Below are 25059 nucleotides of genomic sequence, written 5' to 3'. Positions count from 1 at the left end.
GCCCGTGCCCGCCCCTCCCACCAGTGGACTCCCGGGCGGCCATGAGCACACCGGCGCGGGCGGAAGATTGGCGCCGATTTGGCCGTGTCTTACCGGAACACCCCGGACGCTTTACCGACGCGGGGGCGTTCCATGACGATGGCGCGCGCCGTCGCGCGCCTCAGACGCTCCCGGCGTTCTTGGCCGCCACCACCGCGTCGAAGACCTGCCGCTTCGGCAGGCCCGCCTCCGCCGCGACCGACGCGATGGCCTCCTTGCGGCGCTCGCCCGCCTCCTCGCGCACCCGCACCCGGCGCACCAGCTCGGCGTCGTCGTACTCCTCCGGGCCCTTCTCGGGGGCTCCCTCGACGACCACGGTGATCTCCCCGCGCACGCCCTCGGCCGCCCACGCGGCCAGCTCGGCGAGCGGGCCGCGCCTGATCTCCTCGTAGGTCTTGGTCAGCTCCCGGCAGACGGCGGCCCGGCGCTCACCGCCGAACACCTCGGCCATCGCGGCGAGGGTGTCGTCGAGGCGGTGCGGTGCCTCGAAGTAGACGAGGGTGCGGCGCTCGTCCGCGACCTCCCGCAGCCGGCCGAGACGCTCCCCCGCCTTGCGGGGCAGGAACCCCTCGAAGCAGAAGCGGTCCACGGGCAGCCCGGACAGGGCGAGCGCGGTGAGCACGGCGGACGGCCCCGGCACCGCGGTGACCTTGACGTCCCGCTCGACGGCCGCGGCGACCAGCCGGTAGCCGGGGTCGGACACGGACGGCATGCCGGCGTCGGTGACGAGCAGCACGCGCGCGCCGCCCGCCAGCTCCTCGACCAGTTCGGGCGTGCGGGCGGTCTCGTTGCCCTCGAAGTACGACACCACCCGCCCCTTGGGGGTGACGCCGAGCGCCTGGGTCAGCCGGCGCAGCCGCCGGGTGTCCTCGGCGGCGACGACGTCGGCGCCGGCGAGTTCCTCGGCGAGCCGGGGCGGCGCGTCGGAGATGTCGCCGATGGGGGTGCCTGCGAGTACGAGGGTTCCGGTCACGCGCCCATCCTCCCAGGAGCGGACGCAGGCGGGGCATACCGCCCATGCGCGGGACTCACACAGCGCCGTTCCCTACGATGGCGCGGTGACCAGTACCGCGTCCTCCACGGACACCCGCCAGGAGCAGTCGCCGCTCGAGCAGCGGCGGACGTGGCAGCACCGGCTGCGGCGTTTCGGCCACCGGACGCCCGCCGTCAGAGGCGACGTCCGTGACCGCCTGGTCCCGCCGTACGCCGTGCCGTCGGGCCGGCTGTGGAAGACGCTCGGCGTGCCGCCGCTCCTGGCCGACCGTCTCGTCCGCTGGTCGGGGTGGGGCGGTCCGCTGCTGGTGACGCTGGTGGCGGGGGTGCTGCGGTTCTGGAACCTGGGTCACCCCAAGGCGGTGATATTCGACGAGACGTACTACGCGAAGGACGCGTGGGCGCTCGTCCACCGCGGCTTCGAGGTGAATTGGGACAAGGAGGTCAACCGGCTCGTTCTCGACTCGGGCGGCAACGTCCCGATCCCGACGGACGCCGCGTACGTCGTCCATCCGCCGGTCGGCAAGTACGTGATCGGTCTGGGCGAGCTGATCTTCGGCTTCGACCCGTTCGGCTGGCGGTTCATGACGGCGCTGCTCGGCACGCTGTCGGTGCTGATGCTGTGCCGGATCGGGCGGCGGCTGTTCCGCTCCACGTTCCTCGGCTGCCTCGCGGGCGCGCTGATGGCGGTGGACGGGCTGCACTTCGTGATGAGCCGCACCGCGCTGCTCGACGGCGTGCTGATGTTCTTCGTGCTGGCGGCCTTCGGGTGTCTGCTGATCGACCGGGACAAGGCGCGCGCGAAACTGGCCGCCGCGCTGCCGGTGGACGCGGACGGGCGGGCCCGCCCGGACGTGGACGTCGCAGAGAACACCCGGATCGGCTTCCGGCCGTGGCGTCTCGCGGCGGGCCTGATGCTGGGCCTGGCGATCGGCACCAAGTGGAACGGCCTGTACATCATGGCCGCGTTCTGTGTGATGTCCGTGCTGTGGGACGTCGGCGCGCGCCGGGTCGCGGGCGCGGCGCGGCCCCGGGTCGCGGTGCTGAAGCGGGACCTGGGCTGGGCGTTCCTGTCGACGGTGCCGGTGGCGGTGTTCACGTACTTCGCGTCCTGGATCGGCTGGATCCTCTCCGCGACGGACGGCAGCGGCGGCTACTACCGCGACTGGGCCACCCGCGACGGGCGGACCAGCGACTGGGCGTGGCTGTTCCCCGACTGGTGGCGCAGCCTGTGGCACTACGAGAACCAGGTGTACGAGTTCCACGTCGGCCTGTCCTCGCCGCACACGTACGAGTCCAACCCGTGGAGCTGGATCGTCGCCGGCCGCCCGGTGTCGTACTTCTACGAGTCGCCCGCGCCCGGCGTGGACGGCTGCCCGGTGGACGCGGGTGAGAAGTGCGCGCAGGAGGTCCTCGCCATCGGCACGCCGATGCTGTGGTGGGTGGGCTGCCTGGCGCTGCTGTACGTGCTGTGGCGGTGGGCCTTCCGCCGCGACTGGCGCGCGGGCGCGATCGCCTGCGGCATCGCCGCGGGGTACGTCCCCTGGTTCTTCTACCAGGAGCGCACCATCTTCTACTTCTACGCGATCGTCTTCGTGCCGTTCCTGTGCCTGGCGGTGGCGATGCTCCTGGGCGCGGTCGTCGGCCCACCCCGCTCCTCGGACACCCGCCGCGTGGCAGGAGCGACAGCGGCGGGCGTCCTGACCCTCCTGATCGCCTGGAACTTCATCTACTTCTGGCCGATCTACACGGGCACGCCGATCCCGATCGACGACTGGCGCAGCCGGATGTGGCTGGACACGTGGGTGTAGCCCTCCGGGCGTGACCGGGGCGGGGCGCCCCCCGGGGAACGGGTCTCTTTGGGACAAAGATCCGTCGCACAGGTCTCTTTGGGTGCGGGCAGCGCGTAGGGTTCGGGGCGTGCCGGGCTTTTGAACGTGTTCAGATGGCGCGGGGTCCGGCCGGGGGAGGAACGCCCGATGGGCAAGGGGGTCAAGGTCGCCGTCGTGGGCGGCGTGTTCGCCGTGATGGTCGGCGGAGCGGGGTACGGGGCGTACAACATCGTCTCGGCGATCGGCGGGGGAGGCGGGGGCGGCTCCAGTGCCGCGGACACGCCCCGGTCGGGGCCGCCCGACAAGGACGAGGTGCGCGAGACGACCGAGGCGTTCTTCGGCGCCTGGGAGAAGGGGCAGGCCTCGCAGGCGGCCTCGTACACGAACAACGCGCAGGACGCGGGCGCGCTGCTGGCCGCGTACGGCGAGGAGGCGCGCATCGGGCGGGTCGACATCACGCCGGGCGCCCCGCGCGGCGCCACCGTGCCGTTCACGGTGAAGGCGACCGTCTCCGCCGACGGCGTCTCCAAGCCGCTGCGCTACACCAGCACCCTGACGGTCGTGCGCGGACAGACCACCGGCCGGGCGCTGGTCGACTGGAAGCCGTCCGTCGTGCACCCGGACCTGAAGGACGGGGACACCCTCGTCACCGGGGAGTCCGCGCAGCCGCCCATCGAGGCGGTGGACCGCGACGGCACCGTGCTGACGAGGGAGAAGTACCCCTCCCTCGGCCCGGTCCTGGACACCCTGCGGCAGAAGTACGGTGACAAGGCGGGCGGCAGTCCGGCCGTCGAGCTGTCGATCCGGCACACGACCGACGAGGCCGACACCCCGCTGCTCACCCTCGCCAAGGGCGAGCCGGGCAAGCTGCGCACCACGCTCAGCGCCGGGGTGCAGGCGGCCGCCGAGAAGGCGGTGAAGGACTACCCGGAGTCCTCGGTGGTGGCGCTGAAGCCCAGCACCGGCGAGGTCCTGGCGGTGGCCAACAACCGCGGCGACGGTTTCAACGCGGCGTTCCAGGGCCAGGTCGCCCCCGGCTCCACCATGAAGATCATCACCGCCGCGATGCTCATCGACAACGGCGTGACCTCCATGAACGGCCCCGCGCCCTGCACGGACACCGCGACCTGGCAGAGCCAGACCTTCAAGAACCTCACGGGCATGGAGCCGAACGAGGGCGCCACCCTCGCCAACAGCTTCCTGCGGTCCTGCAACACCGCCTTCATCAAGCTGATCGACGAGAAGCCGATCGACGACGCCTCGCTCACCCGGGAGGCGCAGGAGCGGTTCGGGCTCGGCCGGGACGACTGGAAGACCGGCATCGCCTCCTTCGACGGCAGCGTGCCGGCGTCCGGCGGCCCGGACCGGGCGGCGAACGCCATCGGCCAGGGCCAGGTGCAGATGAACCCGCTGAACATGGCGTCCGTGACGGCCACCGCCGTCACCGGCGCGTTCCGTCAGCCGTATCTGGTCTCCCCCGAGCTGGACGGGCGTCAGCTGGCGCAGGCGAAGGGCCTGCCGGGCGGGACGTCGGCCCAGCTCAAGGAGATGATGCGGCTCACCGCGACCCAGGGCACCGCGCAGAAGGCGATGTCAGGACTGGGCGGTGACATCGGCGCGAAGACCGGCTCGGCGGAGGTCGACGGGAACGCGACGTCGGACAGCTGGTTCACCGGCTTCCGCAACGACGTCGCGGCGGCCGCGATGGCCCAGCAGGGCGGCCACGGCGGCGACGCGGCGGGGCCGATTGTCGCAGCCGTGCTACGAGCGGGCGGCTGACCGCACGGCCCGCCGGGCGGGACTTTAGGGTGGGGGCCGTCGTCGGCGTGGCTGCGCCGACGGGGCCTTGACTCGATCGAGAGCCACGCGGGCCGCGGGGGGCCGGGGCGGGGCACGGAGGACGGACACCAGTGGGGAACAGAGGGCGCGCCGGGGACCGGCGGAACATGAGACCGGTCGTGATCGGCGCGGCGATGGCCGTGCTGATGGGCGGCGCCGGCTACGGCGCGTACGCACTCGTCGAGGGCGCGGGGCGGGACGGCGGGGACTCCGCCTCCCAGGCGGAGACCGTGAAGTCGGGCCCGCTGACGGCCGAGGAGGTCACCGCCGCCGCCGGAAAGTTCCTCACCGCCTGGCAGTCCGGCCAGGTCGCCGAGGCCGCCGCCGCGACCGACGACCCGGTGGCCGCGAAGGCGGCGCTCGCCTCGTACGTGAAGGACGCCCGCGTCCGTGACCTCGCCCTCACCCCGGGCGCTCCCGCCCGCGACTCGGTCACCTTCGCCGTCAAGGGCACGGTGTCGTACGAGCAGACGACGAAGCCGCTGACGTACGACAGCACGCTGACCGTGGTGCGGCGGGCCGGGGACGGGGAGCCGCGCGTCGACTGGCGGCCGTCCGTGCTGCACCCGGAGCTGCGGGAGGGCGACAGGCTGGTCACCGGCGAGGCCGGCACCCCGCCGGTGAAGGCGCTGGACCGCGACGGCGGCGAGCTGACCACGGAGAAGTACCCGTCGCTGGGGTCCGTCCTGGACGGGCTGCGTGAGAAGTACGGCGAGAAGGCGGGCGGCGAGGCGGGCGTCGAGCTGCGTGTGGTGCGTGGCGAGGCGTCGAAGAAGGCGGAGCTGGCCGACACGACCCTGCTGGAGCTGAGCGAGGGCACGCCGGGCACGGTGAAGACCACGCTGAGCCCGTCCCTGCAGGCGCTCGCCGAGACCGAGGTCGCGAAGCGGAAGCGGGCCTCGGTGGTCGTGGTGCGGCCGTCGACGGGCGAGATACTCGCGGCGGCGAACTCCTCGCGCGGCTTCAACGTCGCCTTCCAGGGGTCGCTGGCGCCGGGTTCGACGATGAAGGTGGTCACCTCCTCGATGCTGATCGAGAAGGGCCTCGCGTCGATCGACAAGAAGCACCCGTGCCCCAAGTACTTCAGCTACGGCGGCTGGAAGTTCCAGAACCTGGACAAGTTCCAGATCAAGGACGGCACGTTCCGCGCGAGCTTCGCCGCGTCCTGCAACACGGCCTTCATCAGCCAGGCCCCGAAGCTGGAGGACGACGACCTCACGAAGCACGCCCAGGACTACTTCGGGCTGGGCCGCAACGACTGGAAGGTCGGGGTGTCCACGTTCGACGGCGCGGTGCCCGTGCAGTCGAAGGCCCCGATGGCCGCGTCGCTGATAGGCCAGGGCGGGGTGCGGATGAACCCGCTGAACATGGCGTCGGTGTCGGCGACGGTGAAGGCGGGCGTCTTCCACCAGCCGTACCTGGTCCCGCCGGAGGTCGACGGACGTCAGCTCGCGACCGCGCCGCGCACCCTGTCCGCGGACACGCTCGCGCAGCTGCGGGAGCTGATGTCGTACACCGCGACCGCCGGCACCGCCACGGAGGCGATGGCCGGGGTGGACGGTGAGCGGGGCGCGAAGACGGGCTCGGCCGAGGTGGACGGTCAGAAGAAGCCCAACGGCTGGTTCACCGCGTACCGCGGCGACCTGGCGGCGGCCGCCGTCGTCCAGTCCGCCGGCCACGGCGGCTCCACGGCGGGCCCGATCGTGGCGAGCTTGCTGAAGGCGGGCGGCTGAGGGACCCGGGGCGGGCGCGCCCGCCCCGGTAACACGCTGCGGTGGCGCCCCGCACTCTTCGGCCGGGGCCCGCCCGGGCCACCGCGAGCCGGCCAGGCGGCCGCCTGGCCACGGCCGGTCACCGGCACGACCTACCGTTCTCGGGTCCGTCGTCTGTCGGCGGCCGCCACCCTTGTGCCGCGCCGCCGGGAGCCGGGGGGCGCCTCGCCGGGATGCGGCGGGGGTACCAGGCGCATGTCTGTGGTCACGGACGCGCTCGTGGGCGGTGCGGCCCGCGGAGTCGACGGGGCATGCGGCCGACGCAGGTCACCCGGCGCACGCCACCCGCCCGGGCGGTCCTCCGGCCGGGCGGTCAGTGCGGAACGGGCTCGGGCGTCGTCATGTGGGTGAGGCGGAGGAAGCGGGACAGGGTCTTGGTGTCGAACTCGACCACCGAGTGGCCCTGACCCGTGTGGAACTCCACCACCGCCTGCACCCGGCCGCACGGCCAGACCCGTATGCCGCCGCTGTTCACCGGCGCCTTGAGCCCGTGTTCCAGCAGGTCCCGGTCGACGACCCATTCGAGCGGCCGCGACCCGGGCAGGTCCACCCGGACGTGACGGGGGTCGTGCTCGGGGTCGTACCGCAGCACCACGGGGACGGCCCCGTGACTCTCCAGCAGGGGGTCCTCATCCGTCACGATGTGGACTCGCGCGTACTGCTCGATCACGGACATCGGTGGGCCCCTTACGCTGCGTCGTGCGCCCGGCAGGGCATCCATGGCTCATCAGCCGTTTACCCACTCCCGTCCCATCGTGCACCCAAATCGGAATCCGCGCTTCCGAGCGGCCTCTATCACAGATGAGGTAAAGGGAAGGTAGGACGAGACGTAGAACAAGTCACTCGCTCTTGCGAAAGGTTCGCAAGAGGACACATCATCGAGTCCGTGCACGCACCTGACGGATTCATCGACGTCCCCGTATCCGCCGCCGCCGGCGTCCTCGCCGCCGGCGCGATCGCCGTGAGCCTGCGCGGCGCGCGCCGCGAGCTCGACGACACCGCACGCCCGGGCGCGGGCGGGGGCGCCGAGCGCACCGCGCCGCTGGCCGGTCTGGTCGCGGCGTTCATCTTCGCCGTGCAGATGCTGAACTTCCCCGTGGCCGCCGGCACCAGCGGCCACCTCCTCGGCGGCGCCCTCGCCGCGATCCTCGTCGGTCCGTACACGGGTGTGCTGTGCGTGTCCGTGGTGCTGCTGCTCCAGTCCGTGCTGTTCGCCGACGGCGGCCTCACCGCGCTCGGTGTGAACATCACCACCATGGCGATCACCACCACCGTGGTCGCCTACGCGCTGTTCCGCGGCCTGGTGAAGGTGCTGCCGCGCTCCCGCCGCTCGGTGACCGCCGCCTCCTTCGTCGCCGCCCTGGTCTCCGTCCCGGCCTCCGCGGTCGTCTTCACGCTGCTGTACGCGGTGGGCGGCACCACCGACGTGTCGATCGGCAAGGTCGCCGGCGCGATGGTCGGCGTGCACGTGCTCATCGGTCTCGGCGAGGCCGCCATCACCGCGCTGACCGTCGGCGCGGTGATCGCCGTACGCCCCGACCTGGTGCACGGCGCGCGCGGGCTGGGGCAGAAGCTGAAGCTGCGGGTGAACGGCGAGCTGGTCGACGCCCCGGAGACAGCGGAGCCCGTCCCGGTCGCCGCGCGTTCCCCGCGCAAGGTGTGGATCGCCGGCCTGGTCACCTCGCTGCTGCTCGCGGGGTTCGTGAGCTTCTACGCCTCGGCGAACCCGGACGGCCTGGAGAAGGTCGCCGCCGACCACGGCATCGACCAGCAGGCCGAGGAGCACGCGGTCGCGGACTCCCCGCTGGCCGACTACGGCGTGAAGGACGTCGACGACGCCCGGCTGTCCGGCGGTCTCGCGGGCGTGATCGGCGTGGGCGTGACGGTCGTGGCGGGCACGGGCGTGTTCTGGGCGGTCCGCCGCAGGCGGACCGCCGACGAGCGGGCGGAGGACACCACCTCCGCCGGCACGAGCGTCTGACGTGGGTGCGGGTCACTCCCACCGGCTCTACCGGCACGGCCACTCCCCCGTGCACGCGCTGCCGCCGCACACCAAGCTCGCCGCGGTGCTCGCCTTCGTGGTCGTGGTCGTGTCGACGCCGCGCGAGGCGATGTGGGCGTTCGCGGCGTACGCGATGCTGCTCGGCGCGGTCGCGTACGCGGCGCGCGTACCGGCCGGCTTCCTGCTGAAGCGGCTGCTGATCGAGGTGCCGTTCGTCGCGTTCGCCGTGCTGCTGCCGTTCGTCGCCGAGGGCGAGCGGGTCGACGTGCTCGGGCTGTCGCTGAGCGTGAACGGTCTGTGGGGCGCCTGGAACGTGCTGGCCAAGGGCACCCTCGGCGTCGCCGCGTCCGTCCTGCTCGCCGCCACCACCGAACTGCGGGAGCTGCTGCACGGCCTCCAGCGGCTCAGGCTGCCGCCGCTGCTGGTGCAGATCGCGTCCTTCATGGTCCGCTACGGCGACGTCATCACCGACGAGATGCGCCGCATGCGGATCGCCCGCGAGTCCCGGGGCTTCGAGGCGCGCGGGGTACGGCACTGGGGCGTGCTCGCCAAGTCGGCGGGCGCGCTGTTCATCCGCTCCTACGAACGCGGTGAGCGCGTCCACCTGGCGATGGTGAGCCGCGGCTACACCGGGGTCATGCCGGTGATCGACGAGGTGGCGGCGTCCCGGGCGCAGTGGTCGTACGCCCTGGCCCTCCCCTGCGCCGCCCTCGTCGTGTGTCTGCTGGGATGGACCCTGTGAGTACTGCTTCCCTCGAGGTCTCCGGCCTCGCCTTCGCCTACCCCGACGGCCATCAGGCCCTGTTCGGCGTGGACTTCACCATCGGGCGCGGCGAGCGGGTCGCGCTGCTCGGGCCGAACGGCGCCGGCAAGACCACCCTCGTCCTGCACCTCAACGGCATCCTCACCGGCGGCGCGGGCACCGTCCGCGTGGCCGGCCTGGAGGTCGGCAGGCGGAACATGGCGGAGATCCGGCGCCGGGTCGGGATCGTCTTCCAGGACCCCGACGACCAGCTGTTCATGCCGACGGTGCGGGAGGACGTGGCGTTCGGTCCGGCGGCGGCCGGGCTCAAGGGGGCCGAGCTGGAGGCGCGCGTCGACCGGGCGCTGGAGCGGGTCGGCATGGCGGAGTTCAAGGACCGCCCGCCGCACCACCTCTCCTTCGGGCAGCGGCGCCGGGTGGCCGTGGCGACCGTGCTCGCGATGGAGCCGGAGATCCTCGTCCTGGACGAGCCGTCCTCCAACCTGGACCCGGCGTCCCGCCGTGAACTGGCCGACATCCTGCGCTCGTTGGACGTCACCGTCCTGATGGTCACGCACGACCTGCCGTACGCGCTGGAGCTGTGCCCGCGCGCACTGGTCCTCAGCGACGGAGTGATCGCGGCGGACGGCCCGACGGGGGATCTGCTCGCCGACGACGACCTCATGCGGGCGCACCGCCTGGAGCTGCCGTACGGCTTCGACCCGCGTTCCGTGCCGGCGCCGCCCGGCCGTGGGTGACGAGCGCGCCGCGCCCTGGAATCGCAGGCGCGACGGCGTGGTTGCACCCACTGTCGCAGGCGAGCGGAGAGGACGACGAGACGTGGACGTCGAGGTGCACGGCACAGTGGCCGGCGGGTGGGAACCGGTCCGGGAGGCGTTCGTCCGGAACTTCGAGCGGCTCGGGGAGCGGGGGGCTGCGCTCGCCGTGTACCGGGACGGGCACCGGGTCGTGGACCTGTGGGCCGGGTCGAAGGACGTCGACGGCGACGCGCCCTGGCAGCGGGACACCGCGCAGGTCGTGCGGTCGGCGACGAAGGGTGTCGCGGCCGCCGCGGTGCTGATGCTGCACGAGCGGGGCCTGCTCGACCTGGACGCGCCGGTCGGCCGGTACTGGCCGGAGTTCAAGGCGCACGGCAAGGAGGGCGTGCTGGTCCGGCACGTCCTCGCGCACCGCGCGGGCCTCCCCGTGCTGGACCGCCCGCTGAGCCTCGCCGACGCCACCGACCCGGTACGGGCCGCCGAGGCGGTCGCCGCGCAGGCCCCGGTGTGGGAGCCGGGCACGGACCACGGCTACCACGCGCTGACGTACGGCTGGCTGGTGGACGAGCTGGTGCGCCGGGTGACCGGGAAGGGCACCGGGGAGTGGATCGCGTCCGAGATGGCGGCTCCGCTGGGCCTGGATCTGTGGGTGGGCCTCCCGGCCTCCGAGGCGCACCGCGTCGGGCGGGCGGGCAAGGTCGAGGGACCCGAGCCGTCGGGGGCGCTGCGCGCCCGGCCCAAACGGTCGGTCACCGCCGCCTACACCGACCCGGACTCCCTCACCCGCCGCGCCTTCGCCGCGATCGACCCGTCCCCGGACCACAACGACCCCGCGTTCCACGCCGCCGCCCTGCCCGCCGCCAACGGCATCGCGACGGCGGACGGGCTGGCGCGCTTCTACGCGTCACTCACCGGCCCGGTCGACGGGGTGCGGCTGCTCTCCCCGGACACTGTGGAGCGCGCCCGCGCCGAGGAGTCGGCGGGCCCCGACCGGGTCCTGGTGGTCGGCACCCGCTTCGGGCTCGGCTACATGCTGCACGGCAGCGCCTCCCCGCTCCTGGCCCCGGGCTCCTTCGGCCACCCCGGCCGCGGCGGCTCCCTCGGCTTCGCCGACCCGGAGTCCGGCGTCGCCCTCGGCTTCGTCACCAACGGCTTCCGCAGGACGGTCACCGCGGACCCCAGGGCCCAGGCGCTGATCCGCGCGGTGCGGGAAAGCGTGGGGAGCGCTGCCCGTTCCTAGACGTGGATCGGGTGGGAGACGCGGCCGGACGCGTCGTCGATCTCGCGGTGCGCCTTGTCGAGCATCTGCATGGCGAGTTCGTTCAGGGCCCGGGCGCCGGCGATCTCCTCCCCGACCCGCGGCTGATTGGAGTCGGTGTAGTGCCGGGACGCGTGCCCGTGGGCGCGCACCTCGGACCCGTCGGGCAGCCTGACCATCGCGACCGCGCGGGTGTGCTGGTCGTCCTCCGAGAACTCCATCTCGATGTGCCATCCCACTGCGGTGTGCATCATGACGGATCACCTCCGGATTTCCTCTCGTTCCAGAGTGCGCCTCCCGCCTGCGCGGCGCACGCGCCCGCCGGACGCGGCAGGACGTCACTTTCCGGCCAGTGATCGACGCTTCACTACCAACGGCGACGCAGTGGCGGATACCGTCACCAAGCCCCCGCCGACCACGGGGTGTTCACACCGCACTCCCGGAGGCCCCGTGCGCCGCAGTCTTCCCGCAGCCGTCACCACCGCAGCGGTGGCGCTGCTCCTGGCCGGCTGCACCGACGCGGACGCCCCGGCGCGTGCCGACGCTCCTCCGTCCCCCGGGCCCGCCGCTTCCCGGCAACCCGCCCTGGCCGTCCCGCGAGCCGCCGAGGTGCTGCTCCCCGAGACCTCGGGCACGGGCAGCGCACAGCTCCCGCGCTTCACGCCGCCGGGCAAGGCGTACACGGTCTACGCGGACTGCTCCGGCACGGGCTCGGTGACCCTCGTCGACCGCTCCGCCGACGGAGGCCGCCACCCGGTCCACTGCGACGGGGCCACCACGGTCGGCGTCGTCCACACCCCGCGGGAACCCCAGCACCTGGCGGTCCAGGTGACGGAGGGCCCCGCCACCTGGAGACTCACGGTCGTCTCGGGCGCCCAGGATCAGTGACGCCTCACGCCTCGCGTTCCCGTACGTCCACCAGTGTCGCGCCCGCGTGGGTGATCAGGTCCTTCGGGGGCATCGGGAAGACCGCGTAGGGGGTGCCTGCCGCCGCCCAGACCACGGGGTGGTCGAGGAGGGAGCGGTCGGCGAGGACGCGGGTGCGGGTGCGGTGGCCGAAGGGGGGCACGCCGCCGATGGCGTAGCCGGTGGTCTCGCGGACTACGTCGGCCTTGGCGCGGGTGACCTGCCCGGCGCCGAGTTCCTCGCGGACCCGGTCGAGGTCGACGCGGGACGCGCCGTCCATGAGGACCAGGACCGGTTCGCCGTCGGCGGCGAAGATCAGGGACTTGCAGATCTCGCTGAGCTCGCAGCCGATCGCCGCCGCCGCCTCCGCGGCGGTGCGGGTGGCCTCCGGGAAACGGCGGACGCGGCCGACCACGTCCTCGAGGCCCAGTTCGCGCAGGGCCTCGGCGAAGCGCGGGTGGGCTGCGGAGCCTTCGGTTCCGGTGGCTGAGGTGGTCATGCGGGGCACCGTAACCGCCGGAGCCCGGTGCACGCGACCTCGTTCCGGGCGACGGACACGAGGCGACGGACACGGGGCGACGGACACGGCGGCCGGTACGAGGAAGCCGGTGAGGGCGCCCCGTCCCCACGGAGCCCTCACCGGCTGGTCGTGACCGTCCGGGCGGTCAGGCCCGGACGAGTTCCTTGTCCTCGTCGTCCTTGCCCGCCGCACCGTCGTGCGCGGCGAGGCTCTCGCCCTCGACGTCGACGTTGGGCAGCGCCCGGTCCAGCCACTTGGGCAGCCACCAGGCCTTGGCGCCGAGCAGCGCCAGGACGGCCGGGACGATGGCCATGCGGACCACGAACGCGTCGAAGAGGACGGCGATCGCGAGGCCGAAGCCGATCATCTTGACCATGGAGTCGCTGGACCCGATGAACCCGGAGAACACCGCGATCATGATGACCGCCGCGGCGGTCACCACCCGCGCGCTGTACCGGAACCCGGTGACCACGGCCTGCGACGGCTTCTCGCCGTGGACGTGGGCCTCGCGGATGCGGGTCACGAGGAACACCTCGTAGTCCATGGCCAGTCCGAAGACCACGCCGACCATGAAGATCGGCATCATCGACATGATCGGACCGGTCTCCTCGACGCCCATCAGGCCGGACAGCCAGCCCCACTGGTAGACCGCGACGACCGCGCCGAGGGCCGCCAGCACGGAGAGCAGGAAGCCGAGGGCCGCCTTCAGCGGGACGAGGATCGAGCGGAACACCACGATCAGCAGCAGGAACGCGAGTCCGACCACCAGCACCAGGTACGGCACCAGGGCGTCGTTCAGCTTCTGCGAGACGTCGATGTTCATCGCCGTGGCGCCGGTCACGAGGACCTCCGCGCCGGTGCCGTCCTTGATGTCGGCGCCCACGGCCCGGATGTCGTGGACCAGGTCCTCGGTGGCCACCGAGGACGGCTTGGCGTCCGGGATGACGGCGATCGTCGCGGTGTCGCCGGCCTTGTTGGGGGCGGCGGGGGCGACGTTCACGACGTTGTCGAGCGCCTTGATCTCGTCGCCGGCCTGCTGGAAGACGGCCTGCGGGTCGTCGCTGCCCTGGGCGTCCACCACGACCACCAGCGGGCCGTTGAAGCCGGGTCCGAAGCCGTCGGAGAGCAGGTCGTAGGCGCGGCGCTGCGTGGTGGACGTCGGCTGGGAGCCGTCGTCGGGCAGGCCCAGCTCCAGGGAGCCGGCCGGAACCGCGGCGGCGCCGAGGCCGACGATGCCGAGCAGCAGCACGGCCAGCGGGCGGCGGACGACGAAACTCGCCCAGCGGGTGCCCATGTTGGGCCTGTCCGCCTTGTCCTTGGCGCGTCCGCCGCCGAGCAGCTTGCTCTTCTCGCCCGCCGGGCGGACACGGCGGCCGGCGTAGCCGAGCACGGCGGGGATGAGGGTGAGGGCGATGAGGACCGCGACGGCGACCGTGCCGGCGGCGGCGATGCCCATCTTCGTCAGCATCGGGATGTTGACGACGGACAGGCCGACCAGCGCGATGACGACGGTCAGACCGGCGAAGACCACGGCGGAACCCGCGGTGCCGACGGCCCGTCCGGCCGCCTCCTCACGCTCACGTCCCTCGGCGAGTTCGGCGCGGTAGCGGGAGACCACGAACAGGGCGTAGTCGATGCCGACCGCGAGACCGATCATCGAGGCCAGGATGGAGGTGGTGGAGCCCAGGTCGAGCGTGCTGGCCAGCGCGGTGATGGTGGCGACGCCGATGCCGACGCCGACGATCGCGGTGAGCAGCGGCAGTCCGGCGGCGAGCAGCGAGCCGAGGGTGATGACCAGGACGACCGCGGCGATGCCGATGCCGATGATCTCGGCGGAGCCGGTCTCCGGTATGGCCTGGAGGGCGTCACCGCCGATCTCGACGGTCAGCCCGGAGTCGCGGGCGTCCTCGGCGGCGGCCTTCAGGGCCTCACGGGAGGACTCCTCCAGCTCCATGCCGGGGACCTTGTAGGTCACGGAGGAGTAGGCGATCGTGCCGTCCTGGCTGACGCCGCCGCCCTGGTACGGGTCGGTGACCTGGGCGACCTCGGTGCCGCCGGACAGCTCGTCGACGGTGTCCTGGACCGCCGCCTTGTTGCCGGGGTCGGTCATCTTCTGGCCGTCGGGCGCCTTGAAGACGACGCGGGCGGTGGCTCCGTCGGCGCTGGCGCCGGGGAACCGTTCGTCCAGCAGGTCGAAGGCCTTCTGGGACTCGGTGCCGGGGATGGAGAAGGACGAGTTGCCGGCGGCGGGCGCGCCGGCCGCGCCGGCGCCCGCGAGCGCCAGCAGCGCCACCCAGAAGAGGGCGACGAAGTGCCGTTTCCGGAAGGAGAACCGGCCGAGTCGGTACAGGAATGTGGCCACGAGGGCGTGCTCCCGGTCAGGTCGTGGATGTTTCAGGGCAGGGGGGATCAGCCCGACGGGGTGAGCGGTTACGTCAGGAGGTGGCTGTCTCGCGACTGGGGCTCAGTCGGCTGGGGCGACTCCGAGGGCGGGGAGCACCACGGCGTCGATGTACGAGATGAGGAACGCTTGCGTGGGCGGCTGCTCGTCGATCAGTGTCCGGGTGGCGAACGCCCCGACCAGCATGTGCACGATGTAGTCCAGCGCCGGGCAGTCGGCGCGGACCTCGCCCCGTCGGATCGCGCGGTCGACGATCCGGCGGAACTCCTCGACCTCCGGCTCCACCAGCAGTTCGCGGAGCGCCTGGCGGAGGTCGTCGTTCTGGTGCACCGCCATGGCGAGGGCCCGCATGAGGGCGACGTTCTGCGCCATGTCGCAGTCGTCCTCGCGGCCGATGATCGTGTGCAGGTCACCCCGCAGGGACCCGGTGTCCACGTCGGCGATGCCGCCCGGCTTCTGGCTGCGCATCGCCCGGACCACCAGCTCGGCCTTGCCGCCCCACTGGCGGTAGAGCGTGGCCTTGCTGGACCGGGTGCGGGCGGCCACGGCGTCCATGGTGAGGGCGTCGTAACCGACCTCACGGAGCAGGTCGAGCACGGCCCCGTACAGCTCGGCCTCGCGCTCGGGGGTGATGCGGCTGCGACGTGACGTCGCGATGTCACTCATGCCGACCACCTTTCCGCTCCGGATCCCACCGCGTCAAAGAAACGACACGGTTTCGTACAAGACGAAGGTACAACTCCCGAGTAGCGAAACGAAACCGTTTCGTACGTGGCGTGCGTCACGGTTGTCGGTTCGGCATAAGTTGCTGCGGTCCGTCCCCCGGAAAAGCATGGGGAGGGTGACCTATCTGCGTCTGCCGCACCTCCAGGACGACCTGCTGTGCTTCGTGGCGGAGGACGACCTCTGGCTCGCCCCGCTGGACGGGGCGGACCGCGCCTGGCGGCTCACCGCCGACCGCACCAAGCTCGGCCACCCCCGCTTCTCCCCCGACGGCCGCCACATCGCGTACACCAGCTGGCGCACCCTGGACCCCGAGGTGCACCTGGTGCCGGTGGACGGCGGCCCCGGACGGCGGCTGACGTACTGGGGCAGCTCCGACACCCGCGTCTGCGGCTGGGCCCCGCCCGACGAACACGGGCACGAGGCGATCCTCGCCGTCACCTCGCACGGCGAGCCCTTCTCCTACTTCACCTGGGCCTACAAGCTCGGCCTCGACGGCAGCCCCGGACGCAAGCTGCCCTGGGGCCCGGTCTCCGACATCCAGGTCGCCGACCTCGCGGGCGAGCGCAAGTCCTTGCTGCTCACCGGCACCCCGCCGCACGAACCGGCGTCCTGGAAGCGCTACCGGGGCGGCGCCACCGGGAGGCTCTGGCTGCACGGTCACCGTCTGCTGGAAGGGGTGGAAGGACATCTGCACGCGCCGATGTTCGTCGGCGGCCGGATCGCCTTCCTCTCCGACCACGAGGGCATCGGCAACCTCTACTCCTGCGCCCACGACGGCACCGACCTGCGCCGCCACACCGACCACGACGCCTTCTACGCCCGGCACGCCGCCACCGACGGCACCCGCGTCGTCTACCAGTGCGCCGGCGACCTGTGGATCGTGGACGACCTGTCGCCCGGCTCGGAGCCGCGCCGGCTGGACGTGCGGCTGAGCGGTCCGCGCTCCGGCCGGCGCCCCTACCAGGTGCCCACGGCGCAGCACCTGGACGGCCTGTCCGTCGACGAGACCGGCCGGGCCAGCGCGGTCGTGGTGCGCGGCAGCCTGTACTGGCTCACCCACCGCGACGGCCCCGCCCGCACCCTCACCGACACCCCTGGCGTCCGGGTGCGGCTGCCGGAGATGCTCGGCGAGGGCGGCCAGGTCGCGTACGTCACGGACGCCGAGGGCGAGGACGCCGTGGAGATCGCCTCGCTGCCCCGGGCCACCGGCCACCGCGCGCACCGCAGACTGGCCGCCGGGAAGCTGGGCCGGGTGCTGGAGATGGTCGCCGACCCCGAGGGGCAGCGGCTCGCGGTCGCCGCGCACGACGGGCGGCTGCTGCTGGTGGACACCGACGAGGCGACGGACGGGACGGCCGAGGAGGTCACCGAGCTGATCCACTCCGGCAACGGCCCGGTGCGCGACCTCGCCTTCTCCCCGGACGGCGCCTGGCTGGCCTGGTCCCATCCGGTGATCGGGCGGTCGCTGCGGCAGATCAAGCTCGCCCGGATCAAGGACCGGCTGGTCCTGGACGTCACAGGCGGCCGCTTCGAGGACGAGAACCCGGTCTTCACCCGCGACGGCCGCTATCTGGCGTTCCTGTCCTGGCGCGGCTTCGACCCGGTGTACGACGTGCACACCGGCGACCTGTCCTTCCCGCTGGGCTGCCGCCCGTACCTGGTGCCGCTGTCGTCGGCGACGCCCTCGCCGTTCGCGCTGAACCCGGAGGGGCGGCCCGCCGCCGGGGGGCTCGACCCGCTGGACGAGGAGGGCGAGGAGGGCGGCACGGTGACCGTGGAGGCGGAGGGCCTCGAGAGCAGGGTGACGCCCTTCCCGGTGGCCGCCTCCAAGTACTCGGGCCTGTGCCCGGTCGCGGGCTGCGGGCTGGTGTGGCTGCGCTGGCCGATCTCGGGCGCGCTGGGCGAGACGTTCGCCAACCCCGACGACACCACCGGCCGGCCCACCCTGGAGCACTTCGACGTCCCCAAGGCCAAGAAGTCCGAACTCGTCACCCACCTCGACTTCTTCGCGGTCAGCGGCGACGGCACCCGGCTGGTCGTGGTCGACGAGGGCGAGCTGCGCGCGGTGCCCGCCACCGAGCGGGGCGACGGCGACTCCACGGTGTGGATCGACCTGCGCCGCATCAAGCACGAGGCGGATCCGGCGGCCGAGTGGCGCCAGGCGTACGCGGAGGCGGGACGGCTGATCCGCGCCTACTTCTGGGAGCCGGACATGTGCGGCATCGACTGGGACGGGGTGCTGGAGCAGTACCGCCCGCTGGTCGAACGGGTCGCCTCCCCCGACGAGTTCGCCGACCTGCTGCGCGAGGTCCTCGGTGAACTGGGCACCTCGCACGCCTACGTCACCGCGGCCCGCCGCAACGAGGGGCCCCCGCACTACCAGCGGCGCCAGGGCCTGCTCGGCGCCAACCTGGTCCACCGCGACGCGGGGTGGACGGTGAGGCGGATCCTGCCCGGCGAATCCTCCGACTCCCGGGCCCGCTCCCCGCTGGCCGGCACCGGCATCCGCGAGGGCGCGGTCCTCACCCATGTCGACGGCCGCCCGGTGGACCCCGTGACCGGGCCGTACCCGCTGCTCGCGGCGGCGGGCGGCACCACGGTCGAGCTCACGTTCTCGCCCGAGGGCGAGGGTCCGCCCCGACGGGCCGCGGTCGTCCCGCTGGTCGACGAGACGCCCCTGCGCTACCAGGACTGGGTGGCCAAACGGAGAGCCGTCGTACGCGAGTTGAGCGGCGGGCGCTGCGGGTATCTGCACATCCCCGACATGGGCGGCTCCGGCTGGGCGCAGTTCAACCGGGACGTGCGGATGGAGATGTCCCGGCCCGCGCTCATCGTGGACGTGCGCGGCAACGCGGGCGGGCACATCAGCGAGCTCGTCGTGGAGAAGCTGACCCGCACCATCATCGGCTGGGACCTCACCCGCGACGCCCAGCCCGTGTCGTACGCCTCCAACGCGCCGCGCGGGCCCGTGGTCGCGCTGGCCGACGAGGCGACCAGCTCCGACGGCGACATGATCACCGCCGCGTTCAAACTGCTGGAGCTGGGCCCGGTAGTGGGGCAGCGCACCTGGGGCGGGGTGGTGGGCATGACCGGCCGGCACCGCCTCGGGGACGGCACGGTGATCACGGTGCCGATGAACGCGGCCTGGTTCGACGCGTACGGCTGGTCCGTGGAGAACCGGGGCGTCGACCCGGACCTGGAGGCGCTGCGCACCCCGCTGGACTGGGCCGAGGGCCGGCACGCGGTCCTGGACGACGCCGTACGGCTCGCACTGGACCTGCTGGAGGCCGAACCGCCCGCCTCGCCCCCGGGATACACCGACGTGCCCGACCGGTCGCGGCCGAAGCTGCCGCCGCGCAGCCGCTGAGGGCGTGAGAAAGGGGTGCCCCCTTCGCCAGGGGCACCCCTTCCTACGGCACGTCACTGCACGGGTGCGTCGACGTCAGACCTCGTGGTCCTGGTCGAAGCGCTCCTCGGACTCGCGGCGACGCTGCGGGTCCTGCTCGTCGTCCCGACGGCGGCCGCGGTTCTGCAGCTGCTCCTTGCCCTGCTGGGCGCGCTGCTTGGCCTGCTGCTGGAACTGGCCGGCCTTCTCCTGCATCTGGTCCTTCATACCCATGTGGGTTCACTCCCGTTGTGGGGTGGGGGAACTTGCCCGACCAGATTCACACGGGCGGTGACCCTGCGCATGTCGATCAGTCACGCACCGTAGCGCGGTGCTGTTCGTCGGCGTTTCCGCCCGCCCCGACCAGGCCGATGCGCAGCCCGTCGAGCCGGTGCCCGAACCGCTTCATCTCCCGTTGCCCCACCGTGCCGATGAGGGCGGGGAGATAGCCGCGGATGCCCTGCATCCCGCGCAGCCAGGCCTGTCCGTAGACGTGGGCGGACCGACGCTCGATGCCGGCGACGAGCCGGTCCACGGCGGGACCGAGCGGGTAGGTCTTGTTGGACGGCCACGGCAGCCGCTGCCTCAACTCCCGCATGACGTCGTCCTGGTCGGCGCCGCGCACCATGTCGGTGTCGGTCCACGACAGGTAGCCGACGCCCACCTTGACGCCCCGGTGGGCGACTTCGGCGCGCAGCGCGTGCGCGTACGCCTCCACACCGGACTTCGAGGCGCAGTACGCCGTCATCATCGGCGCCGGGGTGATCGCGGCGAGGGACGCGATCTGCAGCAGGTAGCCACGGCTCTCGGAGAGCAGCGGGAGGAACGCCCGTGCGGTGACGGCCGATCCGATCAGGTTGACCTCGATGACCCGCCGCCAGGCGTCCGGGTCGGACTCGGTGAACGGACCGCCCGTCGCCACACCGGCGTTGGCGACCACGATGTCCACCCGGCCGAACCGCTCGCGTACTTCGCCCGCGACCCGGGCCATCGCCTCGGGGTCGGTGACGTCCGCGTGCCAGTGGTCGCTGTCGCCGTGCAGCCGGGCGGAGACGTCCTTCAGCGCGTCCGGTTCGAGTCCGACGAGCGCCAACGTCGCTCCGCGCGCGGAGAGTTTGCGGGCGAGCAGCTCGCCGACCCCACGCGCCGCGCCGGTGACGACGACGACCTTTCCTTCGAGACTGACCCTGCTCATGCGCTCTCCTCGGCGGGTACGGACGGCTGTGGGGCACTCACGTGGGCGGTGACGAGGTCCCGGATCCGCGTGGTGACCAGGTCGGGCTCCTCGACGGGGGTCATGTGGCCGACGCCGGGCAGTTCGGTGACGCCGCGGCAGTCGGGCAGCGCGGCGGCGAGCGCGCGGGCGTGCACCGGCGGGGTGAGCCGGTCGGCCGTGCCGACGACGATCTCCGCGGGCACGTTCAACTCCCGTACGGCGGCGTCGAGGTCGAGCGTGGCGAGCACGTGCGACCAGGCGTGGCGGACGGTGCGGGGGCACGCGTGCACGATGCGGGCGCAGGCCTCCACCATGTCGGGTGCCGAGGCGGGCCCCATGGTCGCGTACTTGAGGATGCGCCGGGCGGCGGGGGTGACCGGCCCGAGCGGGGCGCGACTGCCGAGGATGTGCCCGGTGATCCAGGTACGGACGCGCCCGGGACGCAGCGGCAGCACCGTGGACTCGGGGACGAGCCGCGTGCTGCCCGTACTGCACAGCAGGACGGCGGCGGCGTGCTCGCGGAACGCGGGCCGGGTGGAGGCGGCCATCACCGTCATGCCGCCCATGGAGTGACCGGCGATCACGGCGCGTTCGCCGGGGGCGAGGGTGGCGGTGAGGACGGCCTCGAGGTCGTCGGCGAGCGCGTCCGTGCTGCACGCGGGGCTCGCCGGGGTGCGTCCGTGGCCGCGCTGGTCGTAGGCGATCACCCGGTGGTCGGCGGCGAGTTCGCCGATCTGCGCGGCCCAGAAGGCGGTCGAGCAGGTCCAGCCGTGCGCGAGGACGACGGCGGGCGCGCCCTCGGGCCCGTGCACCTCGACGTGGATCGGGGCGCCGTCGGCGGAGGTGGCGGTCAGTTCGCGCGCCGGGGCGGGCGGTGCGTAGCGCCCGGTGGTGACGGGGGTGGGGCGGCTCATGCGGCCACCTCCGCGTTCTCCGCGCCGGTCCCGGGCCGCGCGTCGGCGGCGCGCAGCACGGCGTACTCGGCGAGGTCGACGCGGCGGGTGGCGCGCCGGAACTCGGCGGTGGTGCCGGGCCAGATGGTGGTGTTGCGGCCGCTCTCGTCGAGGTACCAGCTGGTGCAGCCGCCGGTGTTCCACACCGTGCGCTTCATCCGTTCCTGCACCCGGTTGTTCCAGGCGCGGACCGCGCTGGGGCGGGCGTCGAGGGCGACCCGGCCTCCCCCAGAGCCTGAAGGGCCTGGGGGGACCCCCAGGACGTCGAGCTGGCGCAGGTAGTCGGCCATGTAGTTCAGCTGGGACTCGATCATCAGGATCATCGAGGAGTTCCCGAGGCCCGTGTTGGGGCCGATGATCGTCATCCAGTTGGGGAAGCCGGCCGCGGAGGCGCCGCGCAGCGCCTGCATGCCGCCCGACCACACCTCCGCGAGGGTCTTGCCCTCGGGGCCGACGACGCGCTCGGCGATCGGCATGTCGGTGACGTGGAAGCCGGTGGAGAAGACGATCGCGTCGACCTCGGTCTCGCTGCCGTCGGCGGCGACCAGGGTGGATCCGCGCACCTCGGTCAGCCCGCTCGCGACGACGTCCACGTTGGGCTGCGCGAGGGCCGGGTAGTACGTGCTGGACAGCAGGATCCGCTTGCAGCCGATGCGGTAGTCGGGGGTGAGCTTGGCCCGCAGCGCCGGGTCCTTGATGGCCCGCGCCATGTTCCGCTTCGCCATCTTCTCGACGAACCCGAGCTCGCTCGGGTGCTTGGTGAACGCCTGCACCTGGAGCTCGCGGATGCCCCACAGCAGCCCGCGGCGCAGCTTGGTGGTGAAGGGCAGCGCCCGGTGCACGGCGCGCTCGGCGGCGCCGATGGGCCGGTCCATGCGGGGCAGCACCCAGGCGGGGGTGCGCTGGAAGAGGGTGAGCTTCTCCACCTGCTTCTGGACCGACGGGACGATCTGGATGGCGGAGGCGCCGGTGCCGATCACGGCGACGCGCTTGCCGCGCAGATCGTAGTCGTGGTCCCAGCGGGCGGAGTGGAACACCTTGCCGGGGAAGGTGTCGAGGCCCGGCACGTCCGGCAGCTTGGGCTCGGACAGCGGCCCGGTGGCGGAGACGACGACGTCCGCGCTCCAGTCGCCGGCGGTGGTCTCGATGTCCCAGCGCAGCCGCTCGGCGTCCCAGGTCATCCGCTTCACCTCGGCGTTGAAGCGCAGGTGCGGGCGCAGCCCGAAGGTGTCCGTGACGCGCTCCAGGTAGGCGCGGATGTGCTCCTGGCCGGAGAAGGAGCGCGGCCAGTCCGGGTTGGGCGCGAAGGAGAAGGAATACAGGTGGGAGGGCACGTCGCAGGCGCACCCGGGGTAGCTGTTGTCGCGCCAGGTGCCGCCGACGCTGCCGGCCCGCTCCAGGACGACGAAGTCCGTGATCCCCTCGCGGCGCAGTCGTACGGCGGCCCCGAGTCCGCCGAATCCCGACCCGATCACCGCGACCCGTACATGCTCGTGCTCGGCCATCCCAAAGCCTCCGCGCATCGCTCAGAACCATGCCAGTGAACACTGGCGCAATGGGGAGCGTAGAGCAGTGCCGTACTCATGGGTAGGGGGTGCGCGAGGAAAGTTACCGCCGGTACGACCTAGGGTTCAGGTGTGACGGACGACAGCGAGGGACCCACGCAGCGGCGCGAGTACCGCATGGAGGAACTGGCGCGGCTGGCCGGCATCACCGTGCGCACCCTGCGGTTCTACCGCGAGCGCAAGCTCATCCCGCCACCGCGCCGCGAGGGCCGCATCGCCTGGTACGACGACCACCACCTGGCCCGGCTGCGCACCATCACGGCGCTGCTGGAGCGCGGTCACACGCTGAACGGCATAGCCGAGTTGGCCGAGGCCTTCGACAACGGCCGGGACGTCGGCGACCTGCTCGGCGTGGAGGTCCCCACCGAGGAGACCCCGGTCCGTCTCACCCCCGAGGAGCTCGCTGACCACTTCGCGGGCGAGGTCACCCCGGAGAACCTGGCCGCCGCCCTGGACCTCGGCTACCTCGGCGTCGACGGCGAGGAGATCGTCCACATCAGCCGCCGCCTGCTGGAGGTGTCCTCGGCACTGGTCCACGAGGGCATCCCGCTCGGCGAGGTCCTCCGCACCGGCGCGGAGGTCCGCACCCACGCCGACGCCCTCGCCGACCTCTTCGCCGACCTGATCCTCCGCCACGCCCCGGAGGAGACCCTCCACCGCCTGCGCCCACTGGCCCGCAGCGTGGTGGACGCGGAGCTGTCACTGGCGCTGGACCGGAGGCTGCGGAAGCGGGACTGAACCGGGGTACCGACCCCGGGACCGACCTCGCGCCCTACCCGTAGACCACCGTCACCGGCGCGTGGTCCGACCAGCGTTCGGCGTGGGTGGCCGCGCGCTCCACGTAGGCCTTCAGCGCGCGGTCCGCGAGGCCCCGGGTGGAGATCTGGTAGTCGATCCTCCAACCGGTGTCATTGTCGAAGGCGCGCCCTCGGTACGACCACCACGAGTAGGGGCCGTCGACGTCCGGGTGCAGGGCGCGCACCACGTCGACGTAGCCGCCGTCGGCCGGGTCGAGGACGCGGGAGAGCCACTCCCGCTCCTCGGGCAGGAAGCCGGAGTTCTTGGTGTTGCCGCGCCAGTTCTTGAGGTCGGCCTTCTCGTGCGCGATGTTCCAGTCGCCGCAGACGACGACCTCGCGGCCGTCGGCGGCGGCCTTCTCACGCAGCTCCTTGAGGTACACCAGGAACTCGTCCATGAAGCGGACCTTCTCGTCCTGCCGCTCGGTGCCGACCTCGCCGGACGGCAGGTACAGCGAGGCGACCGTCACACCCGGCAGGTCCGCCTCGACGTACCGTCCGCTGCCGTCGAACTCCGCCGAGCCGAAGCCGATCCGGACGCGCTCGGGCTCGCGCCGGGTGTACAGGGAGACGCCCGCACGCCCCTTGGCGGCGGCCGGCGCGTGCACCACGTGCCACCCCTCGGGCTCCCGCACCGTCTCCGGCAGCTGCGCCGCCTCGGCCCGTACCTCCTGGAGGCACAGCACATCGGCGGAGGTACCGGCGAGCCACTCCACGAAGCCCTTCTTGGCGGCGGCGCGGAGTCCATTGACGTTGGCAGAGGTCACAGTGAGCACCAGGGCACGATACGACACGCGCAGGTCCAGGCATGTTTTACGGTAATCGTCATGGAAATCCGCCCGGTCCCCTACGACCACCCCGACGCCGTGAAGCTGGACGCAGCCGTCCAGGCCGAGTACGACATCCGCTACGGCGACGGCGGCGACGCCACCCCCATGGACCCCGCGGACTTCCGTCCCCCCAACGGCACCTACCTGATCGCCTACGACGCGCTCGGCGTCCCCGTCGCCTCCGGCGGCTGGCGCGTCCAGGACGCCAACGACGAGGGCAACCGGGACGGCGACGCCGAACTGAAGCGCATGTACGTCGTGGAGGAGATGCGCGGCAGGGGTCTCGCCCGCCGCATCCTCGCCGCCCTGGAGGAGGACGCCAGCGCCGCCGGCCGCGTCCGGATGGTCCTGGAGACCGGCACCAAGCAGCCGGAGGCCATCGCCCTCTACACCTCCAGCGGCTACGAGCCCTGCGAGAAGTTCGGCTACTACCGCTTCCACGAGGACAGCCGCTGCTACGCGAAGTACCTGTAGTCCGCCGGGGAAGCACTCCCCCTGCGCGAA

Annotated in this window: 22 protein-coding genes; 11 read left to right on the top strand and 11 right to left on the bottom strand. The window is 72.7% G+C overall.

Annotated features, from left to right (window positions below):
* Positions 1–160: 160 nt before the first annotated feature.
* Positions 161–1012, bottom strand: coding sequence for a 16S rRNA (cytidine(1402)-2'-O)-methyltransferase (gene rsmI / locus ACQZOG_RS03090; protein WP_058916639.1), 852 nt, complete (start codon positions 1010–1012; stop codon positions 161–163).
* Between the two features lie 85 nt (positions 1013–1097).
* On the opposite strand from rsmI, the gene ACQZOG_RS03085 reads away from it, so the two are divergent.
* The 3 genes from ACQZOG_RS03085 (at position 1098) to ACQZOG_RS03075 (ending at position 6436) form a co-directional block, all read left to right on the top strand.
* Entirely contained in the window at positions 1098–2843 is a 1746-nt protein-coding gene (locus ACQZOG_RS03085; RefSeq protein ID WP_430741254.1) for a dolichyl-phosphate-mannose--protein mannosyltransferase, read from the top strand.
* Between the two features lie 168 nt (positions 2844–3011).
* Positions 3012–4643 (top strand): penicillin-binding transpeptidase domain-containing protein, encoded by a 1632-nt coding sequence (locus ACQZOG_RS03080; RefSeq protein ID WP_406716877.1) that lies wholly within the window; start codon positions 3012–3014, stop codon positions 4641–4643.
* Positions 4644–4810: 167 nt separating this feature from the next.
* Positions 4811–6436, top strand: a complete 1626-nt coding sequence (locus tag ACQZOG_RS03075) for a penicillin-binding transpeptidase domain-containing protein (RefSeq protein WP_380826154.1) — start codon at positions 4811–4813, stop codon at positions 6434–6436.
* 352 nt (positions 6437–6788) lie between these two features.
* Here ACQZOG_RS03075 and ACQZOG_RS03070 read toward each other — a convergent pair whose 3' ends face one another.
* Positions 6789–7151, bottom strand: coding sequence for an SsgA family sporulation/cell division regulator (locus ACQZOG_RS03070; protein WP_430741253.1), 363 nt, complete (start codon positions 7149–7151; stop codon positions 6789–6791).
* 210 nt (positions 7152–7361) lie between these two features.
* Between ACQZOG_RS03070 and ACQZOG_RS03065 the strand changes: the two genes are divergently transcribed.
* The 4 genes from ACQZOG_RS03065 (at position 7362) to ACQZOG_RS03050 (ending at position 11238) form a co-directional block, all read left to right on the top strand.
* A complete protein-coding gene (locus ACQZOG_RS03065) occupies positions 7362–8456 on the top strand; it encodes an energy-coupling factor ABC transporter permease (protein ID WP_203550659.1) in 1095 nt (364 codons plus the stop codon).
* A 1-nt stretch (position 8457) separates the two neighbouring features.
* Complete coding sequence (gene cbiQ / locus ACQZOG_RS03060; protein WP_037640049.1) at positions 8458–9219, top strand: cobalt ECF transporter T component CbiQ; 762 nt, start codon at positions 8458–8460, stop codon at positions 9217–9219.
* On the top strand, positions 9207–9977 hold the full coding sequence (locus ACQZOG_RS03055; RefSeq protein WP_033277361.1) for an energy-coupling factor ABC transporter ATP-binding protein: 771 nt from the start codon (positions 9207–9209) through the stop codon (positions 9975–9977). Before cbiQ ends, ACQZOG_RS03055 begins: the two co-directional genes overlap by 13 nt.
* An 82-nt stretch (positions 9978–10059) precedes the next feature.
* A complete protein-coding gene (locus ACQZOG_RS03050; RefSeq protein ID WP_430741252.1) occupies positions 10060–11238 on the top strand; it encodes a serine hydrolase domain-containing protein in 1179 nt (392 codons plus the stop codon).
* Here ACQZOG_RS03050 and ACQZOG_RS03045 read toward each other — a convergent pair.
* Positions 11235–11510: a DUF1876 domain-containing protein gene (locus tag ACQZOG_RS03045; RefSeq protein ID WP_033277363.1), complete on the bottom strand. Its 276-nt coding sequence runs from the start codon at positions 11508–11510 to the stop codon at positions 11235–11237. The two genes, ACQZOG_RS03050 and ACQZOG_RS03045, sit on opposite strands and share 4 nt — an antisense overlap.
* 196 nt (positions 11511–11706) lie before the next feature.
* Here ACQZOG_RS03045 and ACQZOG_RS03040 point away from each other — a divergent pair, with 196 nt between their 5' ends.
* Positions 11707–12144 (top strand): hypothetical protein, encoded by a 438-nt coding sequence (locus ACQZOG_RS03040; RefSeq protein ID WP_058916635.1) that lies wholly within the window; start codon positions 11707–11709, stop codon positions 12142–12144.
* A 4-nt stretch (positions 12145–12148) separates the two neighbouring features.
* Here the strand turns inward: ACQZOG_RS03040 and ACQZOG_RS03035 are convergent, their stop codons facing one another.
* From ACQZOG_RS03035 to ACQZOG_RS03025, 3 genes are all read right to left on the bottom strand, one after another.
* A complete protein-coding gene (locus ACQZOG_RS03035; RefSeq protein WP_037640054.1) occupies positions 12149–12661 on the bottom strand; it encodes a YbaK/EbsC family protein in 513 nt (170 codons plus the stop codon).
* A 166-nt stretch (positions 12662–12827) separates the two neighbouring features.
* Positions 12828–15044 carry an MMPL family transporter gene (locus tag ACQZOG_RS03030; RefSeq protein ID WP_430741251.1) on the bottom strand — a complete coding sequence of 739 codons (2217 nt, stop codon included), beginning with the start codon at positions 15042–15044 and terminating at the stop codon, positions 12828–12830.
* Positions 15045–15146: 102 nt separating this feature from the next.
* Complete coding sequence (locus tag ACQZOG_RS03025; protein ID WP_430741250.1) at positions 15147–15749, bottom strand: TetR/AcrR family transcriptional regulator; 603 nt, start codon at positions 15747–15749, stop codon at positions 15147–15149.
* A 175-nt stretch (positions 15750–15924) separates the two neighbouring features.
* Between ACQZOG_RS03025 and ACQZOG_RS03020 the strand changes: the two genes are divergently transcribed.
* The gene (locus ACQZOG_RS03020; protein WP_430741249.1) at positions 15925–19176 is read left to right on the top strand and encodes a S41 family peptidase; all 3252 of its coding nucleotides are present in this window, start codon (positions 15925–15927) and stop codon (positions 19174–19176) included.
* Positions 19177–19251: 75 nt separating this feature from the next.
* Here ACQZOG_RS03020 and ACQZOG_RS03015 read toward each other — a convergent pair whose 3' ends face one another.
* The 4 genes from ACQZOG_RS03015 to ACQZOG_RS03000 form a co-directional block, all read right to left on the bottom strand.
* Complete coding sequence (locus tag ACQZOG_RS03015; RefSeq protein ID WP_167338231.1) at positions 19252–19428, bottom strand: hypothetical protein; 177 nt, start codon at positions 19426–19428, stop codon at positions 19252–19254.
* 76 nt (positions 19429–19504) lie between these two features.
* Complete coding sequence (locus ACQZOG_RS03010) at positions 19505–20389, bottom strand: SDR family oxidoreductase (RefSeq protein WP_033277368.1); 885 nt, start codon at positions 20387–20389, stop codon at positions 19505–19507.
* Complete coding sequence (locus tag ACQZOG_RS03005) at positions 20386–21324, bottom strand: alpha/beta fold hydrolase (protein WP_037640061.1); 939 nt, start codon at positions 21322–21324, stop codon at positions 20386–20388. Before ACQZOG_RS03005 ends, ACQZOG_RS03010 begins: the two co-directional genes overlap by 4 nt.
* On the bottom strand, positions 21321–22868 hold the full coding sequence (locus ACQZOG_RS03000) for a flavin-containing monooxygenase (protein ID WP_430741248.1): 1548 nt from the start codon (positions 22866–22868) through the stop codon (positions 21321–21323). Before ACQZOG_RS03000 ends, ACQZOG_RS03005 begins: the two co-directional genes overlap by 4 nt.
* Positions 22869–23045: 177 nt before the next feature.
* Here ACQZOG_RS03000 and ACQZOG_RS02995 point away from each other — a divergent pair, with 177 nt between their 5' ends.
* A complete protein-coding gene (locus tag ACQZOG_RS02995; RefSeq protein WP_058917935.1) occupies positions 23046–23666 on the top strand; it encodes a MerR family transcriptional regulator in 621 nt (206 codons plus the stop codon).
* Positions 23667–23700: 34 nt separating this feature from the next.
* Here ACQZOG_RS02995 and ACQZOG_RS02990 read toward each other — a convergent pair whose 3' ends face one another.
* Positions 23701–24501 carry an exodeoxyribonuclease III gene (locus ACQZOG_RS02990; protein ID WP_037643894.1) on the bottom strand — a complete coding sequence of 267 codons (801 nt, stop codon included), beginning with the start codon at positions 24499–24501 and terminating at the stop codon, positions 23701–23703.
* A 51-nt stretch (positions 24502–24552) separates the two neighbouring features.
* On the opposite strand from ACQZOG_RS02990, the gene ACQZOG_RS02985 reads away from it, so the two are divergent.
* Positions 24553–25029, top strand: coding sequence for a GNAT family N-acetyltransferase (locus ACQZOG_RS02985; RefSeq protein ID WP_382004562.1), 477 nt, complete (start codon positions 24553–24555; stop codon positions 25027–25029).
* Positions 25030–25059: the final 30 nt, after the last annotated feature.

Source organism: Streptomyces sp. P13-3-3, assembly GCF_050571355.1.
GTDB lineage: Bacteria > Actinomycetota > Actinomycetes > Streptomycetales > Streptomycetaceae > Streptomyces > Streptomyces althioticus.
Note: the sequence above shows the minus strand (reverse complement) of the source record. Positions and strands in the feature narration are given on the sequence as shown.

What these genes read in the sequence shown, in the direction of transcription:
- ACQZOG_RS03055 (WP_033277361.1), top strand. Translation starts at nt 9,207, where the DNA reads ATGGACCCTGTGAGTACTGCTTCCCTCGAGGTCTCCGGCCTCGCCTTC.
- ACQZOG_RS03005 (WP_037640061.1), bottom strand. Translation starts at nt 21,324, where the DNA reads ATGAGCCGCCCCACCCCCGTCACCACCGGGCGCTACGCACCGCCCGCC.
- ACQZOG_RS03000 (WP_430741248.1), bottom strand. Translation starts at nt 22,868, where the DNA reads ATGGCCGAGCACGAGCATGTACGGGTCGCGGTGATCGGGTCGGGATTC.
- ACQZOG_RS02995 (WP_058917935.1), top strand. Translation starts at nt 23,046, where the DNA reads ATGGAGGAACTGGCGCGGCTGGCCGGCATCACCGTGCGCACCCTGCGG.
- ACQZOG_RS03035 (WP_037640054.1), bottom strand. Translation starts at nt 12,661, where the DNA reads ATGACCACCTCAGCCACCGGAACCGAAGGCTCCGCAGCCCACCCGCGC.
- ACQZOG_RS03010 (WP_033277368.1), bottom strand. Translation starts at nt 20,389, where the DNA reads ATGAGCAGGGTCAGTCTCGAAGGAAAGGTCGTCGTCGTCACCGGCGCG.
- ACQZOG_RS03075 (WP_380826154.1), top strand. Translation starts at nt 4,811, where the DNA reads ATGAGACCGGTCGTGATCGGCGCGGCGATGGCCGTGCTGATGGGCGGC.
- ACQZOG_RS03045 (WP_033277363.1), bottom strand. Translation starts at nt 11,510, where the DNA reads ATGATGCACACCGCAGTGGGATGGCACATCGAGATGGAGTTCTCGGAG.
- ACQZOG_RS03080 (WP_406716877.1), top strand. Translation starts at nt 3,012, where the DNA reads ATGGGCAAGGGGGTCAAGGTCGCCGTCGTGGGCGGCGTGTTCGCCGTG.
- ACQZOG_RS03070 (WP_430741253.1), bottom strand. Translation starts at nt 7,151, where the DNA reads ATGTCCGTGATCGAGCAGTACGCGCGAGTCCACATCGTGACGGATGAG.
- ACQZOG_RS03015 (WP_167338231.1), bottom strand. Translation starts at nt 19,428, where the DNA reads ATGGGTATGAAGGACCAGATGCAGGAGAAGGCCGGCCAGTTCCAGCAG.
- ACQZOG_RS02985 (WP_382004562.1), top strand. Translation starts at nt 24,553, where the DNA reads ATGGAAATCCGCCCGGTCCCCTACGACCACCCCGACGCCGTGAAGCTG.
- ACQZOG_RS03025 (WP_430741250.1), bottom strand. Translation starts at nt 15,749, where the DNA reads ATGAGTGACATCGCGACGTCACGTCGCAGCCGCATCACCCCCGAGCGC.